We start from the raw sequence: 17,461 nt of genomic DNA, 5'->3' as shown, positions 1-17,461 counted from the left end.
CAGCTGCTAAATGACAGATAAACGACTATATCAAAGCCAAAATTTAACCATAAAAAATCCGCTTACAAAAAGCCACACAAATAGCAAAAAGGCTAAAATAAACGGCTTTTTGCCCGCATTTAAAAGCACGTCTTTTCTGATAGTCGTTCCAAGCGCACCCATAGCGATACAGAGCAAAATAGTGTCGATGAAGTTTATAGTAGGCAAAATTTGCTTTGGGAAAATAGGAAAAGAGCCTGCCAAAACGGCCGCCAAAAACCAAAGCGCAAAATAAGGCACGAAATTTTTTATACCGGAGCCCTTTTCTCCGCTTTGTCTAAAGCTAAAAATTCCAAGCATTAGTAAAAACGGAACGAGCATAAGCACTCTTAACATCTTCATGATCACGGCGCCTGCGCCTGCGTTTTCACCTATACCGGCTGCTGCTCCTATCACGTGAGCGACCTCGTGAAGAGTAGAACCCGTAAAAAGCCCCATGGTCGCTGCATCAAAGCCTAAAATTTCACTTCTAAATAAAATAGGATAGACAAACATCCCGATAGTTCCAAAAAGTACTACCGTACTAACCGCAACCGCCACGCGATCGCCATCTGCCTTGACTACGCTTTGAGTTGCAAGAACCGCCGCAGCTCCGCAAATAGAGGCGCCCGAGCTTATAAGCGTAGCGCTTTTAGACTCTATGCCCATAGCGCGCCCAAGAAAAATACCTAAAAAAAATGTCGAAAAAACCACTATAAAAGCTATCAAAACACCCAAAAATCCAACCTCATAGATATCTTGAAGCGTTAATCTAAATCCAAAAAGTATGATACCAAGTCTTAAAATTTGCTTTGTAGCTATGGTTAAAATTCCGCTATCTTTAAGTATCGTAACGGCCGATTTGAAGCTATTTCCGATAATCATACCAAGCAAAATGGCTATAATAAGCGGGCTTAGCTGAAACGTCTTAACAAAATCCAAATTTGACGCAAAATAAGCCGACAGAGCTAACACGAGCAGCAAAAAAACGGCTTTGATTTTCATTGTATTCATATTGCAACCTTAAAAAAGGAAGAATTTTAACAAAATATGATTAGAATATTAATCATGCCAAGTTTCAATTAAAAAATAACTTAATAACAAAAAACATATAAGAGATTTGAAGCAAATTAGATATAATTATAGATTATAATTTTATTGCTAAAATAGAAAGGCTTACATGAAAGATCTTATAAAAAGACTATTTGATATATTTTTTTCATTAGTTGCAATTATTATGCTACTTCCTGTTTTTTTATTTATATACATCTCAATAAAAATTAAATCTCCAGGCTCCCCTGCTATTTTTAAACATACTAGGATAGGAAAGCATGGAAAATGCTTTCAAGTTTATAAATTTAGAACAATGGTAATTGATGCTGAAAAAATATTAGAACAATGGCTCAGAGATAATCCTTTAATCAAAAAAGAGTATGAGAAAGATTTTAAACTAAAAGAAGACCCAAGAATAATACCCGGAATCGGAAGTTTTTTAAGAAAATATAGCCTAGATGAATTACCACAATTTTTTAACTCATTATTAGGAGACATGTCTATTGTTGGTCCAAGACCAATAGTAGAGAAAGAAAAACTAAAATATGGAAAATACTCAGAAAAACTACTTAGCGTAAAACCTGGGATAACTGGGCTTTGGCAAGTAAGTGGCAGAAATGATATAGACTATAAAGAACGAATAGCAATAGACATGCAATATATAGATAATTGGTCAATAATATATGACATAAAAATTATTATAAAAACAATTGAGGTTGTAGTCTTTACAAAAGGAGCTTATTAAAGCAACTATTACATCCTGTCCTTAGCAGTTATCCCCATAAGCGCTAAAGCGGTTTTTATCGAGAGGGCTACAACAGCAAAGAGCTTTAGTAGCTCATCTTCATTTTGGCTTCCCACAACGCGATTTTCGTTATAAAATTTATGAAAATTTGCGGCAAGCGATTTTAGATAGTCGCAAATTTTCTGCATTGCACGAGCGTTAAATGCATCCACAAGCACGTCATTTAAAGAAAGGGCTTCGAAAAGTAAATTCTTAGCATCCTCACTTAAGCTCTTAAACTCAATGTTATTTACGTCATCTATACTTTTACTCGCTTTTGCAAAAATTTGATTCACACGCGCATGAGCGTAGTTGATATAAAAAATCGGGTTGGAACTATCTTCTCGCTTTAGTTCATCCACATCAAATTCAAGATGTGTGTCGCTCTTTTTGCTTAAAAACATAAACCTAAGCGCTTCATACCCTATCTCGGCAGTTACGTCGCTCATAAGAACCACATTGCCCGAACGCTTGCTCATCTTAAACTGCTCGCCGTTTTTAAGAAGCGAAACCATCTGAGTTAGCAGCACCTCAAGCCTGCTTTCGTCATATCCTAAAAAGTGTATCGCGGCTTTCATTCTGGCTATATATCCGTGATGATCGGCACCCCAGATATTGATATACCTATCATATCCGCGCTCAAATTTGTCATTGTGATAGACTATGTCGCCCGCAAGGTAGGTTTCTCGTCCGTCTTCCCTAACTATCACGCGATCTTTTTCATCTCCCGCTTCGCTTGATCTTATCCAAATTTTACCATCATCCTCATATATGCCGCCGCATTTTTTAAGCTTTTCAAGAGTGGCTTGAAGCTTGTTATAATAACTTCTCTCGCTAGCCCAATTATCTATAAAAATTTTTGCTTCAGCCAAATTTTGTTTGATGAGACCCAACACTATATCCTTGCCAAACTCTGCAAGCTCTAAATTTCTACTTTCATCATAAAAAATTTCTTTACCGAATTTATCGTTTGCTTCGCGTGCGATATCTAAGATATAATCACCTCTATAATACTTTTCAGGATAATTTACTTCTTCTTTAAACAGCTCTTCGCGAGCCCTAAGACTTATGGAAATTCCAAGCAGGTCTATTTGGTTGCCTGCGTCGTTTATATAGTACTCAGTCGTGATACCCTTGCCGATATAAGCTCCTACGCGAGCTAATGTATCGCCAAATACGGCACCTCTTACATGTCCGATATGAAGTGGGCCTGTTGGATTAGCGCTTACATACTCTATCAGTATCTTTTCTCTATCCGCTCCGCCTTTTGCGAAATTTTGAGGATCTGCAAGGCTATCGCCGGCAAGTCTATCTAAAAATTTGCTATTTAATTTAAAATTTATATATCCGTTTAGTGCGCTTGCTTCAAGAATTTCGCTACCGCTAAATTTAGAAACGATCTCTTCGGCTATGATTTTTGGAGATTTCTTAAGCTCTTTTGCAAGAGAAAAAGCAAGAGGTGTGGCATAATGCGCCAAACTCTTGTCTTTTGGCTTTTCTAATACAAAATCATCACTTATGTATTTTTTTATCTCATCTATGACTAAATTTTTCACTCTTATCCTCAGGCGTTCTTAGTTGTCTCGTCAGCCTTAGTAGCGGTTAGCGTATCTTCTTTCTTCTCTTCGACTTTTTCTATATTTTCAGCTTTTTTATCGTCACTTTCCATCTCTGATTTAAAGCTTTTTATGCCCTTACCAAGTCCCTTTGCAAGTTCAGGTATCTTCTTTGCACCAAATAGCAATACGACTATAAGAAGTATTATAAGTAGTTGTTGGACGCTTGGACCCATTTTCTCTCCTTTAAATTTTTCGTAATCTTATCATAAATTTTAGCAATCTATCCAATTATTAATGGTTTGGCGTAAATTTATATTCGCACTTTTTAGCTTCATTGATTTTAAAATAGCCCTTAAATTTTCATAACTTTTTTCCACATCATCATTAATAAGCAAATAGTCATACTCCAAGATGTGCTCCATCTCGCCGGCTGCGTTCATAAGGCGATTTTCTATCATTTCGGCAGTATCGGTTCCCCTGCCTTCAAGCCTACGTCTAAGCTCTTTTTTATCCGTTGTCGTGATAAAAACGGAAGTGATTAAATTTGCAAATTTCTCTTTGGTTAAATGAAACCCCTGAACATCAACGTCAAACACGACTATTTTGCCTTCATTTAATGCCGCAAGAACAGGTTTTAGAGAAGTTCCGTAATAGTTTTTATGCACATTTGCCCATTCTAAAAAGCTTCCCTCTTCAATACCCTTCTTAAACTCATCTTCGCTTATATAGTAATAATTCACTCCATCTTTTTCACCATCTCTTATCTTTCTGGTGGTAGATGAAATAGAAAAATATAAATTGCTCTCTTCGGCCAAAAGCCTGTTTAAAAGAGTGCTTTTACCACTTCCGCTTGGACCGCTGATGATTAAAATTTGTCCTTTCAAATTCACTTTTCCTCAAACGTTATATTTATCTTTATATTCATGCCTTTTAGTGCGTCTTTTATAGAGCTTACGCTTAGCGAAGTAGCGATATGCTCGGTGATTTTATGAGTTAGTTCGTTTTTTACATCCGTTTGGTTTATTTGCACCGCTTCTTCGTTGCCTTCTTCAAGAGCTCGCTTGATCTCGGTTTCGCTTATCTGATCGATATTTTCATAATCCGACCCGTCAGATTGATAAATTTTAAAATCTTCAATTTCCGCTTTGCTAGAAGCCTCTTCATCTTTGGCTGCAACGAACTCTTCTTGCTCTTTTATCTCAAATTCCACTTCGTTTGCGGTATCAAATTTTTCATCATCTAATTCACTGTCAAATTCATCAGGCAACTCAAGCTTTTGAGCGAAATTTTGCATATCCTCTTTTGTAGGTTCATCTAAAGATTCTTCATTGACACTAAACTGCTCAAACTCTTCTTGCAGCTCTTCTTCAAATTTAGCGTCTAAATTTTCTATCTCGTCTATATCGTTTTTAATGCTTTCTATCACATCAAGCTCTTCATCATACGCACTCAAAGTAAGCTCGCTCATTAACTCGTCGAATTTTTCCTCTTTAGACTCTGCTTTTTCCTCTTCATCTTGCTCTAAAGACTCATCACTAAAGTCAAATTCTTTTAACAGCTCCTCTTCACGAGCTAGCATTTCAGCCTGCATAGCTTCATCTTCTGCTTGATTTAAATTTTCATCCTCGGCAACTTCTTTAGGCATATCATCAATTGATTTTACAAGCTCGCTCAGCTGCTTAGTTAGTTCATCATCTTTTAAATTCGGTTCATCAAAGCCATCTTTATCAAATTCAGCGCCCAAATCCAAATCATCAAGAGCAAATTCCTTATCCTGCACCTCGTCAATCTCAGACAGATCATCGTCAAACATCTTATCGTCAAACTCATCTATAAATTCGCTCTCTTCAAGAGGCGCTACGAATTCCTGAGTATCTTTAAATTCTTCAATCTCACTTGGCTCTTCTTCTTTTGGACTTAATTTTTCCATCACAGATACGAATTCCGTCGGCAAAAAAGGCTTAAATAAGACTTTATCTGCACCGGCAAATTCAGGTGAGTTCTTTGAAGCAAGGTATAAAATTTTATCTGCAAGGTTTTTTAAATCAACATCCTCTATCTGAGTGTCGCTATCAATGATGAGCACGTCAAAAAGTCCACTATCAAGCATGTCTAAACTTGCAACCTCGACATATTCGCAACCCATTTTGCTTAAACTAAGCGTAGCCAAGCGAGAAACTGCGGGATTGTTATTAACAAGCGCGACTTTCATGAAGACTCCTTTGAAAAAACCTTAAGAAGGTATTTTAAGATATTTTTGATTACTCTTAGCTTAGTTTAAAAAACAAAGAGGGCATGTCGTTTATCACTCTAAGCATAAGCTCGCTAAAAAGCTCCATCATACCCGTTAAAATAGCTATAAGCACGACAAAACCTATAACGATTTTGATAGGATAGCCTACGACTAACAGGTTAAACTGCGGCATGGTTTTCATAAGCATCCCAAAGATAAGATCAGACAGCAAAGAAAGCGCAAGGATAGGAAACGACATGATAAAACCAAACATAAAGAGATTTATCATGGATTTTGAAGTGTAGTGGACTATATTTGCGCTTGGGTAAAATTCGCCAAGCGGGATATGGGTGAGTGAATTTGCGAAAAATAGCAACAAAAGATGATGTCCGTCAAATGCCAAGAATGTCATCAAGGCAAGAAAATTTATGATATTTGACATCACGGGCGAGTTTATACCAGTCTGAGGATCAAGCACGCTAGCCATAGAAAATCCCATAACCATAGAAATTTGCTCGCCGGCAAGCTGAAGTATGCCAAATACTATAGTTACAAGCAGTCCTGCACAAAGTCCGAGCATAAGTTCGCTTAAAATTTCAACTGCAAGATAGTAAATTTCGCCGTTTTTAACGCTTGCTACGGGAAATAAAAAAATCGTTAGAAAAAATGTTAAAGCGGTTTTTGCAGAAATTGGAATTTGAGAGTGTCCAAAAAACGGGAAAAACACCATAAGCCCGCTTAATCTGGCAAATAACAGCATAAAAGTTATCACTCTATCTGCGCCGAAAAATTGAACTATCTCCATACCGCTCTTTTAAAATTTTTATCTATTTTACAAAATTTTACTTTGTTTTGGCTTGAAATTTTAAATTTGCAACAAGAGATTTAAGCCCTATTTTGAGCCTAAAAACTGTTTTATGGCTTTTATTTATCGCAGTGTTTTTTATAGTCTCAGGCTTGCAACTACCTTAAAGTAAGACTACGAGTTATTTGTTTAAGCGCTAAAATAGACCGAAATTAAAGGCATTTACGACATTAATAAGAAATATAGGCTTACTCTTTGACTTTTGATTTTAATTTGAGCGTTTATGGCTTATATATGCAAAAAACAATATATAGATAAAAAATATACTAAATGGAAATTTTTGCCAACTCTTTGTTGTCAAGCCTATATTGATTATCGCACTTTGCGGCTAAATCATTATCATGAGTTACTAGCACAAGTGCCGCATCGTTTGCTTTGATATACTCAAAAAGAGTTTGCATTACGTCATTTGCAGTTTGTTTGTCCAAATTTCCGGTAGGCTCGTCGGCAAATATTATTTTTGGCTTTTTACATAGCACTCTAGCGATACTCACGCGCTGCTGCTGCCCTCCACTCAATTCGCCTACTTTTTGATTTAAAATATCTTTGATTTTTAAATTTTCGAGGATATTTTCATCTATATTTTGACTCGATAAAATTCCTGCAAGTTCGATATTTTCCCTTGCGTTAAAGCCTTTAAACAGATAGTGCGCTTGAAAAATAATTCCGAAATCAAGTCTACGAATTTGCAAAAGCTCGTTTAAAGAGAGATCATAAAGCGACTTGCCTTTATAAATAACCTCGCCCGTTTTAGGCTTAAGCAGTGTTGAAAGTATATGAAGTATAGTTGATTTCCCGCATCCGCTTACGCCTAAAATAGCCGAGCTTTGGCGGGAATTTAAAGATATATTGACATTTTCAAAGAGCGTATAATCATACGCAAAGCTAAGATTTACGCCCTTTAAAATTTCCATTTTTAAGCCATTTGCGCCGCAACTTCCGCCGCAAAATCTTCGTTTTTCTTCTCTAAGCCTTCGCCAAGCTCAAATCTAACGTACTTTACGATCTCGATTTTACCGCCAAGCTCTTTGCTCTTTTCAGTTATTACCTGCTCAACAGTTTTCTTATCGTCCATTACGTAAAATTGACCTAAAAGAGTAAGTCTTTGATCTAGTACGGTATTGTCCGCAAAAAATCTTTCGATCTTACCAGGTATGATTTTATCCCAAATTTTCTCAGGCTTACCTTCGGCTTTTAGCTCTTCTTTTATCGCGTCTTCGGCTTTTGCTACGACATCATCGGTAAGTTGCAATCTACTTGCGTAACTTGGAATGTGGTGAAGCGGTTTGCCAAGACGAACTAGCTCTTCATTGTCTTTTTCAAGCTCGGCTTTAAGAGCGATAAATTCTTTTTCCACAAATTCTCTATCAAGATCTTTGTAGCTTATCACACTTGGCTTCATAGCGGCTGCATGCATACATAAATTTCTTATGAAATCCTCTGCTTTTTGAGCTGTTTGAGCGCTATCGCAAGCTGCAGCGATGATAACGCCAACACGTCCGTTTGAATGCACATATCCGTTTACTACGCCGTTTTCATCAACTTTAACCGTCTCAAAGCGTCTTACTACCAAATTTTCGCCGATTGTAGCGATTTGACCCTTGAAATAATCTTCAAATTTAACACCGTTTATAACGCTCTCATTGAGGCTTTCTACACTAGAGATAGAGTTTGCTTGGATATGAGCGGTAGTGTCTTTTGTAAGGTTTTGAAACTGAACGTTTTTAGCAACAAAATCTGTTTCTGAATTTATTTCCGTAATAGTTGCTTTCTTGCAGTGTTCACATACTTCAACCGTTACAAGACCCTCGCTTGCAAGTCTGTCGGCTTTTTTAGCGGCTTGTCCAAGACCTTTTTCGCGAAGTATATCTACGGCTTTTTCCATATCTCCGTTAGCTTCGGCTAAAGCCTTTTTACAATCCATCATTCCGGCTCCGGTTGCTTCACGGAGCTCTTTTACCATTTGTGCGGTTATTTCCATTATTCTTCATCCTCCGCTTCAAATTCTTCTTCGCTAAATGCCTCTTCTAGCACAGCGTCTTTTTCATCTTGAGTAACCTCTTCTTTGCCCTCTTCGGCTACGCCGCCGTCTTTTTCAAGTTGTGAGCGTCCTTCGATGATAGCCTCAGCCATCTCTTGGCAGAAAAGTTGCACCGAGCGGATAGCATCGTCATTTCCAGGGATTGGATAATCAATTACGTCAGGATCGCAGTTTGTATCTATCGGAGCAACTACAGGGATTTTTAGTCTGTTAGCTTCTTGAACTGCTATTTTTTCTTTAACTGTATCGATAACAAAGATCATATCAGGTGGAGTTTTCATATTTCTAATTCCGCCAAGGTAGGCTACAAGCTTCTCTTTTTTTCTTCTTAGCATCAAAGCTTCTTTTTTGGTTAGAAGATTGATTGAGCCATCCTCTTCCATAGCTTCGATAACTTCAAGCTTGCGTATGCTTTGGCGGATTGTTCCGAAGTTTGTCATCATGCCGCCCAACCAGCGGTGATTTACGTATGGCATTCCGCATTTTTCAGCGTATTCGCCAACTGTTTGACCGGCTTGTTTTTTTGTTCCGACAAAAAGGATAGTTTTACCCTCTGCAGCTGCGTCACGAACGATGTTGTATGTGTAGCGGAAGTAGCGGATAGTTTTTTGTAGATCTATAATGTAGATACCTTTTCTCTCGCCAAAAATGAATTTTTTCATCTTTGGGTTCCATCTGCGTGTTTGGTGTCCGAAGTGAACGCCGCACTCTAGCAAATCTCTCATTGTTACCATATCGGTTCTCCTTGTGCTCTATCGAGCGAAATTTAGGTTTCTCCTCCACACCCATTAACGACAAATTTGCACCTGTCGCAACCAAATTTTAGGATTGGTGTGTGTGAATTGAAGCTTGGATTATACTGAAAGCAATATAAAATTAAGCTAAATTTTATGAATAGGCTTTGGTTAAAAGCAAAATTATTAGTAAATTTTAATTATCAAAATTTATAGGCTCCAGCACACTAAACTAGAGCCTATAAATTTCAAACACAATCGCAAATTTACTATCACGGTCGCAATAAAATCACTCGAAAAATCCCTTTTTAACTATCTTTTCTTCCTTCACGCAAAACTCGCCTTTTGCGATCACATCTTGAACTACCATATCTTCATCAAAGCTTGTAAAGTCCGCATCAAAACCGACTTTTATAGAGCCTTTACCTTCCAAATTCAAAAATTTAGCCACATTTTTTCCCATCAAAGAAAAAGCCTGCGTACGAGTTAAAATTTTGTTTTTGACCACATCTCTTAGCACGTCTAAATTTGCACTGCAACTTGCACATCCATACCCAACTAAAGCTCCGTTTTCATCAAATTTAGGCACGCTTCCGTTGCCATCAGAGCTCATCGTCATCATGTCTAGCTTTAAGCCCTTTTCGATGCCGTAAGCGATCACCTCATGAAGCGGAGCAAACTGGCTTCCGCCGCTTGTGATATCAAAAAATCCGCCCATCTTTTGCAGTTTCAAGCACTCATCAAAGAGATCTTTTGTCCTGGCACAATGCGTCGGAGAGAAGTACTGAACAGGAAATTCGCAGTCTTTTAGTATCCTAAACACCGCATCAAGCTTGCTAGATAATCCGCCCATGTGCATATGCATCACGCCACCCTTTTTGGATATCATGCCGCCTATTCTTATCTGAGTTAGGATTTTGATGAGCTCTTCATCGGTCGGATAACTGCTTCTGTTATCCGACATTGCGATTTTAACGCCTCTAACTTTATCGATTAGCACTAAGTCTTTAGTAATACTTCCCGTAAAAGTAACGGTTGGCGTAGCGTATGAACCTGTATGGATAAATGTCGAGATGCCCTCAAATTCAAGCGCTTTTGCTTTGGAGTAAAGATTTTCAAGACTTCTGGTACAGCCATCAGTGCCTAAAACTCCAACGACAGTCGTGATACCGTGTTTTACGATTTCGCTTAACTTAATTTCAGGAGTTCTTGAATGATATCCAGCTTCGCCTCCTCCACCCGTTATATGGACGTGCTGATCGATTAGCCCTGGAGCTAAAATTTTGCCTTTAAGATCGTAAGTTTCAAGGCTTTCACAGCGGAAATCAAGTCCTTTTCCGATAGCTAAAATTTTACCTCCGCCCACAAGCACATCACTATCTCCGACATGCTCAGGGGTAAATAAATTTGCATTTTTAAGTAGTAGCATGCTAACTCCTTTAAATTTCAAATGTAGATTTTTTATTTTAGCAAATTTAAAGAAATTTTAGCCTTTATGCAAAATTAAATCAAAGCTTTCCAAGCTCCATAAACATTAAATTTTCACAGCTTTGCTCATCACCCAGATCGCAGCCTTGCTTAAAAAACTCCTTAGCCTTATCTCTATCTTGATTCATGTGAGCTTTGGCTTTCGGATTTGTATTTAACGCACCCACGTTGTAGCAGCCTCTTGCGTGATGCATCCGGCAAGCTTTAGCGTGAAACTCTTCGGCTTTTTTGAAATTTAGCTCAATCCCTTGACCTCTTACATAAGAGCGCGCAAGCTCGTAGCAACCTTCAGGAGTGCCGTATTCGCAAGCTTTTTTAAAGAATTCGTTGCCTACTTTTTTATCTTCTTTTATACCTTCGCCTTTGAAGTTAAACACGCCCAAGTTAAAGCACGCCATGCCGTCTTCGCCGCTGCAAGCTTTCGTTAGAAGCGCAACAGCTTTTGAGTAATCTTTCAAATCGCTATAAACCATAGCAAGATTATAACAGCCATAGACATTATCGCCGTTGCAAGCTTTTTCATAGAGGTTTACCGCCTTTTGCATGTCGTATTTAACACCTCTTTCGTTTTCATACATGGCGCCAAGGTTATAGCATCCCTGCATATCGCCCTCATCGCAAGCCTTCTCGTAAAGCTTCGCCGCCTCTTCGTATCTGCCCTCTACATAAGCATCATCGGCTTTGTTTAAAGTCGAGGCAAAAAGCGCTCCCGCGCAAACCATCATACAGATAATCTTTTTCAAATTTGTCCTTTGTGTGAAATTTTAAGGACGTGATATTAACAAATCATCTCTTTTTGCGAGATTAAATTTATCGTTTATTTTAGATTTTGAGCTTTGTCACAGCTTGGCTTAGCCCCAAGAATGCAAGCTTTGTCGTGATAAAGAAGCGACTTTTGCATATCCTTTGGCGCACCCTCGCCTTTTTCATGCATCTTTGCCGCCATAACGCAACTTGAAGCCGTCTCAAGCTCACATGCCCGCTCGTAAAATTTAAGCGCCTGCGCATGATCTTTTACGACACCGTTTCCGTAGTAGTGCAAATTCGCTAAGACTATGCAGCTATACGAGATCTCGCCATCACAAGCTTGCATGGCAAATTTCGCAGCAAACGCGAAGTCTTGCTTAACCCCTCTGCCCTCATAATAAGCGCCCGCAAGTCTGTCACAACCAAGCAAATTTCCGCCATCGCATGCTTTTGCGTAGAGATCAACCGCCTTTTCATACTCAAATTTGCGTTTGTCGTTTGAAAAGTAAAAATTACCAAGCATAATACAAGAGTCTAAAAGCCCGCTATCGCAAGACTTTGTTAGAATTTCTATCGCGGCTTTTTCATCTCCTATGCGAAAGAGTCTTTGCGCTTCTTGCAACTGCGCGCCAAAAAGAGTAAAGGCCAACAAAACAATCAAAGCTATCTTTTTCATGATCTCACCCGCTTAATTGCACTTCCTCTTCAATCTTCATCAAATTTATAAAAATTTGTCTTATATTTTCGCGCTCATCTTCGCTTAATGAAATTTGCTCGCGATTTAAGAATTCCTTTACCAAAGCTTCGTTTTGAAGTCTTTCCACTCCAAATTTCTTGGCGTTTTGAATTATTTTTACTACTCTTAAATCCTTAGGCGCAAATGCTTCATATCCCATTATGCAGTCCTTTAAGTATTTTAAAAAATAAAATTATAAAACAACAAAACTGAATTATCAAAGCAAAAAGAGGCGATCGGAGCTAGTCCGATCAAGAGAAAAGTTATTTTTTTACGTCAATTACAAGAGTTGCCGAAAGCGTTTCTTCATCGCATTTATTAGCATCGGCATAAGGAGCTTTATACGTAGCCTCTAAAAGCCATTTGCCCTCTTTGATAGCTATTACTTCAATCATTCCTTTTAAGTCCGTAGTTCCTAAAAACGTATATTTACCCTCAGGAAATCCCTCTATAGCGCCTGTGACTTTAGCGACCTTAGCAGGCTTGCCGTTAGCGAAAAACTGAACCTTAAACGGCTCTCCGGCTTTAATCTTAGTTACATCGCTTAATGGCACGATCTCGGCAATTTGACCTATCGGCTTATAAACAAACTCATCTATCTCGCCGCCTTCTACAACGATATCTTTTGCGGTCCTTCCTATGTATCCGCAAGACTCGACATTCTTTACATTTTCTCTAGTGCCGTCCATATGCCACTTGCCGTCTTTATCTTTTGTCCAAAAAGTAGGCTTATAATCGCCCGCTAGGACGTAAGTTCCTTTTTGAAGCTTTTCACCCTCATAATGATAGTTTTCGCCAGCTTGCTTTAAAACGGTTTTGGCACCGCTTTTATCCACTATATATAGCGGAGCAAAAAGACTTAATCTCTTCTCGGCTATCGCTTCAGGTTTTGGGAAGCTATGTCCGTAACCGATGTCGGCGCTAAATTTATCCATATTTTTTCCTACGACCCAAAAATCATGTGCAAAAGCACCGCTTAACGCACCTGCTACGACTAAAGAAGTTAATATCTTCTTCATTGCTATCTCCTTGTGAAATTTTTAAGATTAGACAAGCAGAGTATAACACAACTAATAATTAAAATCAAATTTTGTTTAGTTAAAAAATTAAATAATAATTTTAAATGAGAAATAAAATAAAAAAGTTAAATTTCTTATTTTGCAAAGTTTATTAACAATTAGGCAAATTCCAGCATTAGAATTTAATCACCAATATCAAATCAACAATCAAACAGCTAAGCTTAATCTCTATCTCGCCATAATAAAACCCGCAAATCTTCCCGTAACTCGCTCTCTGCGATAGGAAAAATACCTCTCATCGCAATGCGTGCAAATTTCATCAAATTTTACGCTCTTTACGCCAAGTTCCTTAAATTCATCAGCCAAAGCGGCGTTTATATCAAATTTACCATCGTTTTTGTATCTATTAAACTCGCCAAGATCAAGCCCGCCTATATCATAGCAACCGCCTTTGATATTTGGTCCAACAAAAACGCTTAAATTTTGCTCGCTGCACCCAAATTCGCGCTTCATTAAATTTACGGTATTGGTGCAAATCTTACCTACGGTTCCCGCTCTTCCCGCATGGATAGCAGCCACAACCTCACGCACCTCATCCACAATCAAAATAGGCGAGCAGTCAGCAACCAAAACGCAAAGCACAACGCCTTTTAAATTTGTGATTATGCCGTCGCAAGGAAGTATTTCATCATCTAAATTTCTAATTATTTCTACTCGGTTTGAGTGAATTTGATGCATGAATTTTAGATTTTCTATCTCCACACCAAGCAAATTCGCTAAAATTTCCCGATTTTTAGATACATTTTTAGGCTCGTCTCCTACATGATCACCTAAATTTAAGCCTTCATAATCCCCTACGCTCACTCCGCCAAATTTGCTAGTAAATCCGCCACAAAAACGCTCATCATCAAATACTAAATTTACACCGACATCTTGCATAAAGACTCTTAATAAAGACTTGCGATATGATCTATATCTTCCCAACTCATCTGCTTTTTAAAGCCAAGCTGGTGAGCCACGTAGCGCGCTAAAAGATCGCTTTCGATATTTACTCTTCGGCCTATTTTAAACTCGCTAAAAAGGCTCTCGCGAAACGTTATAGGAATGATCGTTAGGCGCACTCCGTTTGGCGTAACCTCGTTTATCGTAAGGCTTACCCCATCCACGCAGATACTGCCCTTGTTTGCCATTAAGCGCATGATATCTTGCGGTAAATTTATATAAAAATCCACTCCGTTTTCATGCCTAACTATCTTTGAAATTTCGCCTAGCGCATCGATATGACCTTGTACTAAATGCCCGTCCACTCTATCGCTAAGCCTCATAGCAGGCTCCATATGAACCCGCCCTTTTAAATTTTCAGTCGCTATAACGGCTCTGGTTTCCGCACTTAGCTCCACGCTAAAGCCGTCATTAAAAAGCTCTATAACGCTTAAACAAGCGCCGTTTACCGCGATACTATCGCCTAAATTTGGTCTATGTTTCGCCTTTAGTCTAAGCTTGTTTTGAGAGTAGCTAACAACCTCGGCTATCTCGCGAATAAGTCCGTTAAACATAATTTAGCCTTTAAATTTTTAAAAATTTTACTAAATTTCTACTCACAGCAAGCTTATTTACAAAAGATAAGAAGTAGGCTCTAAAATTTAGAGCCTAAGAATTTAATATCGTCTAACCGATAAATAAGGGGTTTCAGAGTGCATACTCATCTCGTTTTTCTCTCTGAAATCAATAAATTCGCTCTCGCTTAATCTTTTGATATTTGCTATCGTCATTTTAAGCGGAGTGATACCTGATAGCGGATCCGGATCATCTGCGTTTGCAAGCTCGTTTCCATCCGCCTCGCTATAATGAAACGTCGTAAATATAGTTCCCTCTTTCAGATCGGGATTTATGCGAAGTTTTGCTGCTATCTTGCCTCGTTTGTTCTCTACAAGAGCGTAACATCCTTCATCAAGCTCGCGCTCTCTGGCTATATCGGGGCTTACTTCTATAAGCGCGCCTTCCATGCCCGCTCCATACTCAAGCGCAGGGCACTCTCTAGTCATAGTTCCCGTATGATAGTGATATACCTTTCTTCCCGTGGTGAAAAGACAAGGATAAATCTCATCCGGAATTTCGCTAAGCGCGCCGCTTCCCACCGGATAATCGCTAGGGATATCAAATTTTTGTCTAAATTCCGCTTCAGCCTTTGCGCGACTTGCTTTATCATCTACGTAAAGCACCGGCACAAGGCGAAATTTTCCGTCAGGAAGCATGGATTTTTTATCAGTGTAAAGATCAGGCGTTCCCGCATGCTCCTCATCAGGACAAGGCCAGCTTATACCGCCGAGTTTTTCAAGCCTATAGTAGCTTATACCGCCAAAGAATTTAGGCATAAGCTCGCGCAGTTCATTCCAAATTTGCTCCGCGTCGTTAAATTTAAAGCCCTCAAGCCCCATGCGATTAGCGATATTGCAAACCACCTTCCAGTCAGGCTCAACTCCGCTTACAGGCTCGCTTGCTTTTCTTGTTCGCTGAACCCTGCGAGAGGTGTTGATAAACGTTCCGTCTTTTTCGCCCCAACCTGCTGCTGGCAAGACCACATCGGCTTTTTGAGCGCTTTCGGTTAGGAACAAATCCTGCACGATAAAGCAGTCAAGATGATGAACGGCATGCACAAAGTGCTCCGTCCAAGGGTCGCTCATCACAGGATTTTCACCAAATACATAAAGCAGCTTAAGCTCGCCGCTATCCATCTTTTCAGGAGCTTGCGTTAGCTTAATTCCAGGAGTTGGGTTTAGCTCAAAATGCCAAATTTTGCGCGCTTGCTCTTGTGCATACTCGCTGTTTACGGCACCTGCTGGGATGACGTTTGGAAGTGCACCCATATCACAAGCTCCCTGAACGTTATTTTGCCCGCGAAGCGGATTTACTCCTGCGCCTTTTTTGCCTAAATTTCCTGTTATAAGAGCCAAATTTGATAAAGAAAATACATTTGATGTGCCGTCGGTAAACTGAGTAATGCCCATAGTGTAGCAAATTGCTGCCGCATCGGCTTTGGCATACATTCTGGCAGCCTCTATAATAAGCTCTTTTTTAACTCCCGTTTCAGCCTCGTATCGCTCCGGCGTGAAGTCCTTAACCGCTTCTTTTAAATACTCAAAACCGTGAGTATAGTTTTTGATAAATTCATCATCGCACAAATTTTCATTTATGATTAAATTTATCATCGTATTTAGCGTTTTTATATTTGACCCGATCGGAATTTGCATGTATATATCGGCTTTTTTTGCCATATCGGTGCGTTTTGGATCAATTACTATCATTTTAGCGCCGCGCTCCAAGCCTCTTTGCATCTGCATGGCTATGATCGGATGGCACTCGCTCGTGTTCGTGCCTATTAGCAAAAACACATCGGTATCGGTAGCAAATTCAACTAAATCGTTTGTCATTGTTCCGTTTCCAAGTGTACTGGCAAGACCTGCCACAGTCGGAGCGTGTCAAAGACGAGCGCAGTGATCTACGTTGTTGCTTCCTTGAGCGCGAAAGAATTTTTGAAAGACATAGTTATCTTCGTTGTTTGAGCGAGCGGAACTAAAGCCCATGATCGAATTTGGGCCGTATTTTTCAACCGTGCTCTTAAATTTATCGGCGATAAATTCATAAGCCTCGTCAAAGCTTACCTCTTCAAGCTCACCGTGCTTATCGTAAACCCCGTTTCTTTTACGGATCATAGGCTTCGTTAAGCGTTTTGGAGAATTTACAAACTCCCAGCCAAACATACCTTTTAAGCAAAGTTCGCCGTCATTTACATGATGCTTTTCAGTCGGCTTTGCACCTGTGATTCTGCCGTTTTCAACGATCAGATCAATACCGCAACCCGTGCCGCAATATGGACAGGTGGTTTTTACAATGGTTTGCATATTCACTCCCCCTTTCTAAAATTATTAAATTTATATACGAAAAATATTATACTCCTAAAAAAATAAATTTAATTTTAAAATTAATTATTTTATTTAAAAAAATTTTAAGTAATATGCTAAATTTGCATATTATATATTGCTTTATTTTACGACATATTAGTATTTAATTAACTTAGTGTTTAGATATATTTAAACATAAGATATCAGTATATGTTTTAAATATTTTGTTGTATCTTTAAAATTTTAAAATATAAAAAGAATCTATTTACTTAAGTTTATATA

18 protein-coding genes are annotated in these 17,461 nt (G+C 38.7%); 1 reads left to right on the top strand and 17 read right to left on the bottom strand.

The features are described from left to right. Positions 1–30: 30 nt before the first annotated feature. Positions 31–1,032: a YeiH family protein gene (locus ACHJH3_RS01175; RefSeq protein ID WP_407063226.1), complete on the bottom strand. Its 1,002-nt coding sequence runs from the start codon at positions 1,030–1,032 to the stop codon at positions 31–33. A gap of 166 nt (positions 1,033–1,198) precedes the next feature. On the opposite strand from ACHJH3_RS01175, the gene ACHJH3_RS01170 reads away from it, so the two are divergent. Further along, positions 1,199–1,816 carry a sugar transferase gene (locus ACHJH3_RS01170; protein WP_407063225.1) on the top strand — a complete coding sequence of 206 codons (618 nt, stop codon included), beginning with the start codon at positions 1,199–1,201 and terminating at the stop codon, positions 1,814–1,816. 8 nt (positions 1,817–1,824) lie between these two features. On the opposite strand, the gene argS is transcribed toward ACHJH3_RS01170, so the two are convergent. The 16 genes from argS to ACHJH3_RS01090 all read right to left on the bottom strand — a co-directional run bounded on the left by argS (position 1,825) and on the right by ACHJH3_RS01090 (position 17,179). Continuing rightward, entirely contained in the window at positions 1,825–3,411 is a 1,587-nt protein-coding gene (gene argS / locus ACHJH3_RS01165) for an arginine--tRNA ligase (protein ID WP_407063224.1), read from the bottom strand. Positions 3,412–3,419: 8 nt separating this feature from the next. Next, entirely contained in the window at positions 3,420–3,647 is a 228-nt protein-coding gene (locus tag ACHJH3_RS01160; protein ID WP_169939924.1) for a Sec-independent protein translocase subunit TatA/TatB, read from the bottom strand. A gap of 39 nt (positions 3,648–3,686) precedes the next feature. After that, a complete protein-coding gene (gene gmk, locus ACHJH3_RS01155; RefSeq protein ID WP_169939922.1) occupies positions 3,687–4,298 on the bottom strand; it encodes a guanylate kinase in 612 nt (203 codons plus the stop codon). 2 nt (positions 4,299–4,300) lie between these two features. Then, entirely contained in the window at positions 4,301–5,626 is a 1,326-nt protein-coding gene (locus ACHJH3_RS01150) for a hypothetical protein (protein ID WP_407063223.1), read from the bottom strand. Positions 5,627–5,681: 55 nt separating this feature from the next. Then, positions 5,682–6,452 (bottom strand): flagellar biosynthetic protein FliR, encoded by a 771-nt coding sequence (fliR, locus tag ACHJH3_RS01145; protein ID WP_407063222.1) that lies wholly within the window; start codon positions 6,450–6,452, stop codon positions 5,682–5,684. A 326-nt stretch (positions 6,453–6,778) separates the two neighbouring features. Then, positions 6,779–7,426: an ABC transporter ATP-binding protein gene (locus ACHJH3_RS01140; protein ID WP_407063221.1), complete on the bottom strand. Its 648-nt coding sequence runs from the start codon at positions 7,424–7,426 to the stop codon at positions 6,779–6,781. Positions 7,427–7,428: 2 nt separating this feature from the next. Further along, on the bottom strand, positions 7,429–8,493 hold the full coding sequence (gene tsf / locus ACHJH3_RS01135) for a translation elongation factor Ts (protein ID WP_407063220.1): 1,065 nt from the start codon (positions 8,491–8,493) through the stop codon (positions 7,429–7,431). Beyond that, positions 8,493–9,287 carry a 30S ribosomal protein S2 gene (rpsB, locus tag ACHJH3_RS01130; RefSeq protein WP_169939912.1) on the bottom strand — a complete coding sequence of 265 codons (795 nt, stop codon included), beginning with the start codon at positions 9,285–9,287 and terminating at the stop codon, positions 8,493–8,495. Before rpsB ends, tsf begins: the two co-directional genes overlap by 1 nt. A gap of 289 nt (positions 9,288–9,576) precedes the next feature. Then, the gene (gene iadA, locus ACHJH3_RS01125; protein ID WP_407063219.1) at positions 9,577–10,716 is read right to left on the bottom strand and encodes a beta-aspartyl-peptidase; all 1,140 of its coding nucleotides are present in this window, start codon (positions 10,714–10,716) and stop codon (positions 9,577–9,579) included. 79 nt (positions 10,717–10,795) lie between these two features. Then, entirely contained in the window at positions 10,796–11,518 is a 723-nt protein-coding gene (locus ACHJH3_RS01120; protein WP_407063218.1) for a tetratricopeptide repeat protein, read from the bottom strand. A gap of 74 nt (positions 11,519–11,592) precedes the next feature. Further along, on the bottom strand, positions 11,593–12,198 hold the full coding sequence (locus ACHJH3_RS01115; RefSeq protein WP_407063217.1) for a tetratricopeptide repeat protein: 606 nt from the start codon (positions 12,196–12,198) through the stop codon (positions 11,593–11,595). Between the two features lie 4 nt (positions 12,199–12,202). Then, positions 12,203–12,418, bottom strand: a complete 216-nt coding sequence (locus ACHJH3_RS01110; protein ID WP_169939904.1) for an acetyltransferase — start codon at positions 12,416–12,418, stop codon at positions 12,203–12,205. 103 nt (positions 12,419–12,521) lie between these two features. Further along, a complete protein-coding gene (locus ACHJH3_RS01105; protein WP_407063216.1) occupies positions 12,522–13,277 on the bottom strand; it encodes a DUF4198 domain-containing protein in 756 nt (251 codons plus the stop codon). Between the two features lie 228 nt (positions 13,278–13,505). Continuing rightward, the gene (pgeF, locus tag ACHJH3_RS01100; protein WP_407063372.1) at positions 13,506–14,216 is read right to left on the bottom strand and encodes a peptidoglycan editing factor PgeF; all 711 of its coding nucleotides are present in this window, start codon (positions 14,214–14,216) and stop codon (positions 13,506–13,508) included. Between the two features lie 8 nt (positions 14,217–14,224). Next, entirely contained in the window at positions 14,225–14,833 is a 609-nt protein-coding gene (gene ribE / locus ACHJH3_RS01095; RefSeq protein WP_407063215.1) for a riboflavin synthase, read from the bottom strand. Positions 14,834–14,935: 102 nt separating this feature from the next. Beyond that, positions 14,936–17,179, bottom strand: coding sequence for a molybdopterin oxidoreductase family protein (locus ACHJH3_RS01090; RefSeq protein ID WP_407063214.1), 2,244 nt, complete (start codon positions 17,177–17,179; stop codon positions 14,936–14,938). Positions 17,180–17,461: the final 282 nt, after the last annotated feature.

The sequence above is a fragment of the Campylobacter canis genome (assembly GCF_045504005.1).
GTDB classification, from domain to species: domain Bacteria; phylum Campylobacterota; class Campylobacteria; order Campylobacterales; family Campylobacteraceae; genus Campylobacter_A; species Campylobacter_A canis.
This window is presented reverse-complemented; position numbering and strand designations above follow the sequence as displayed.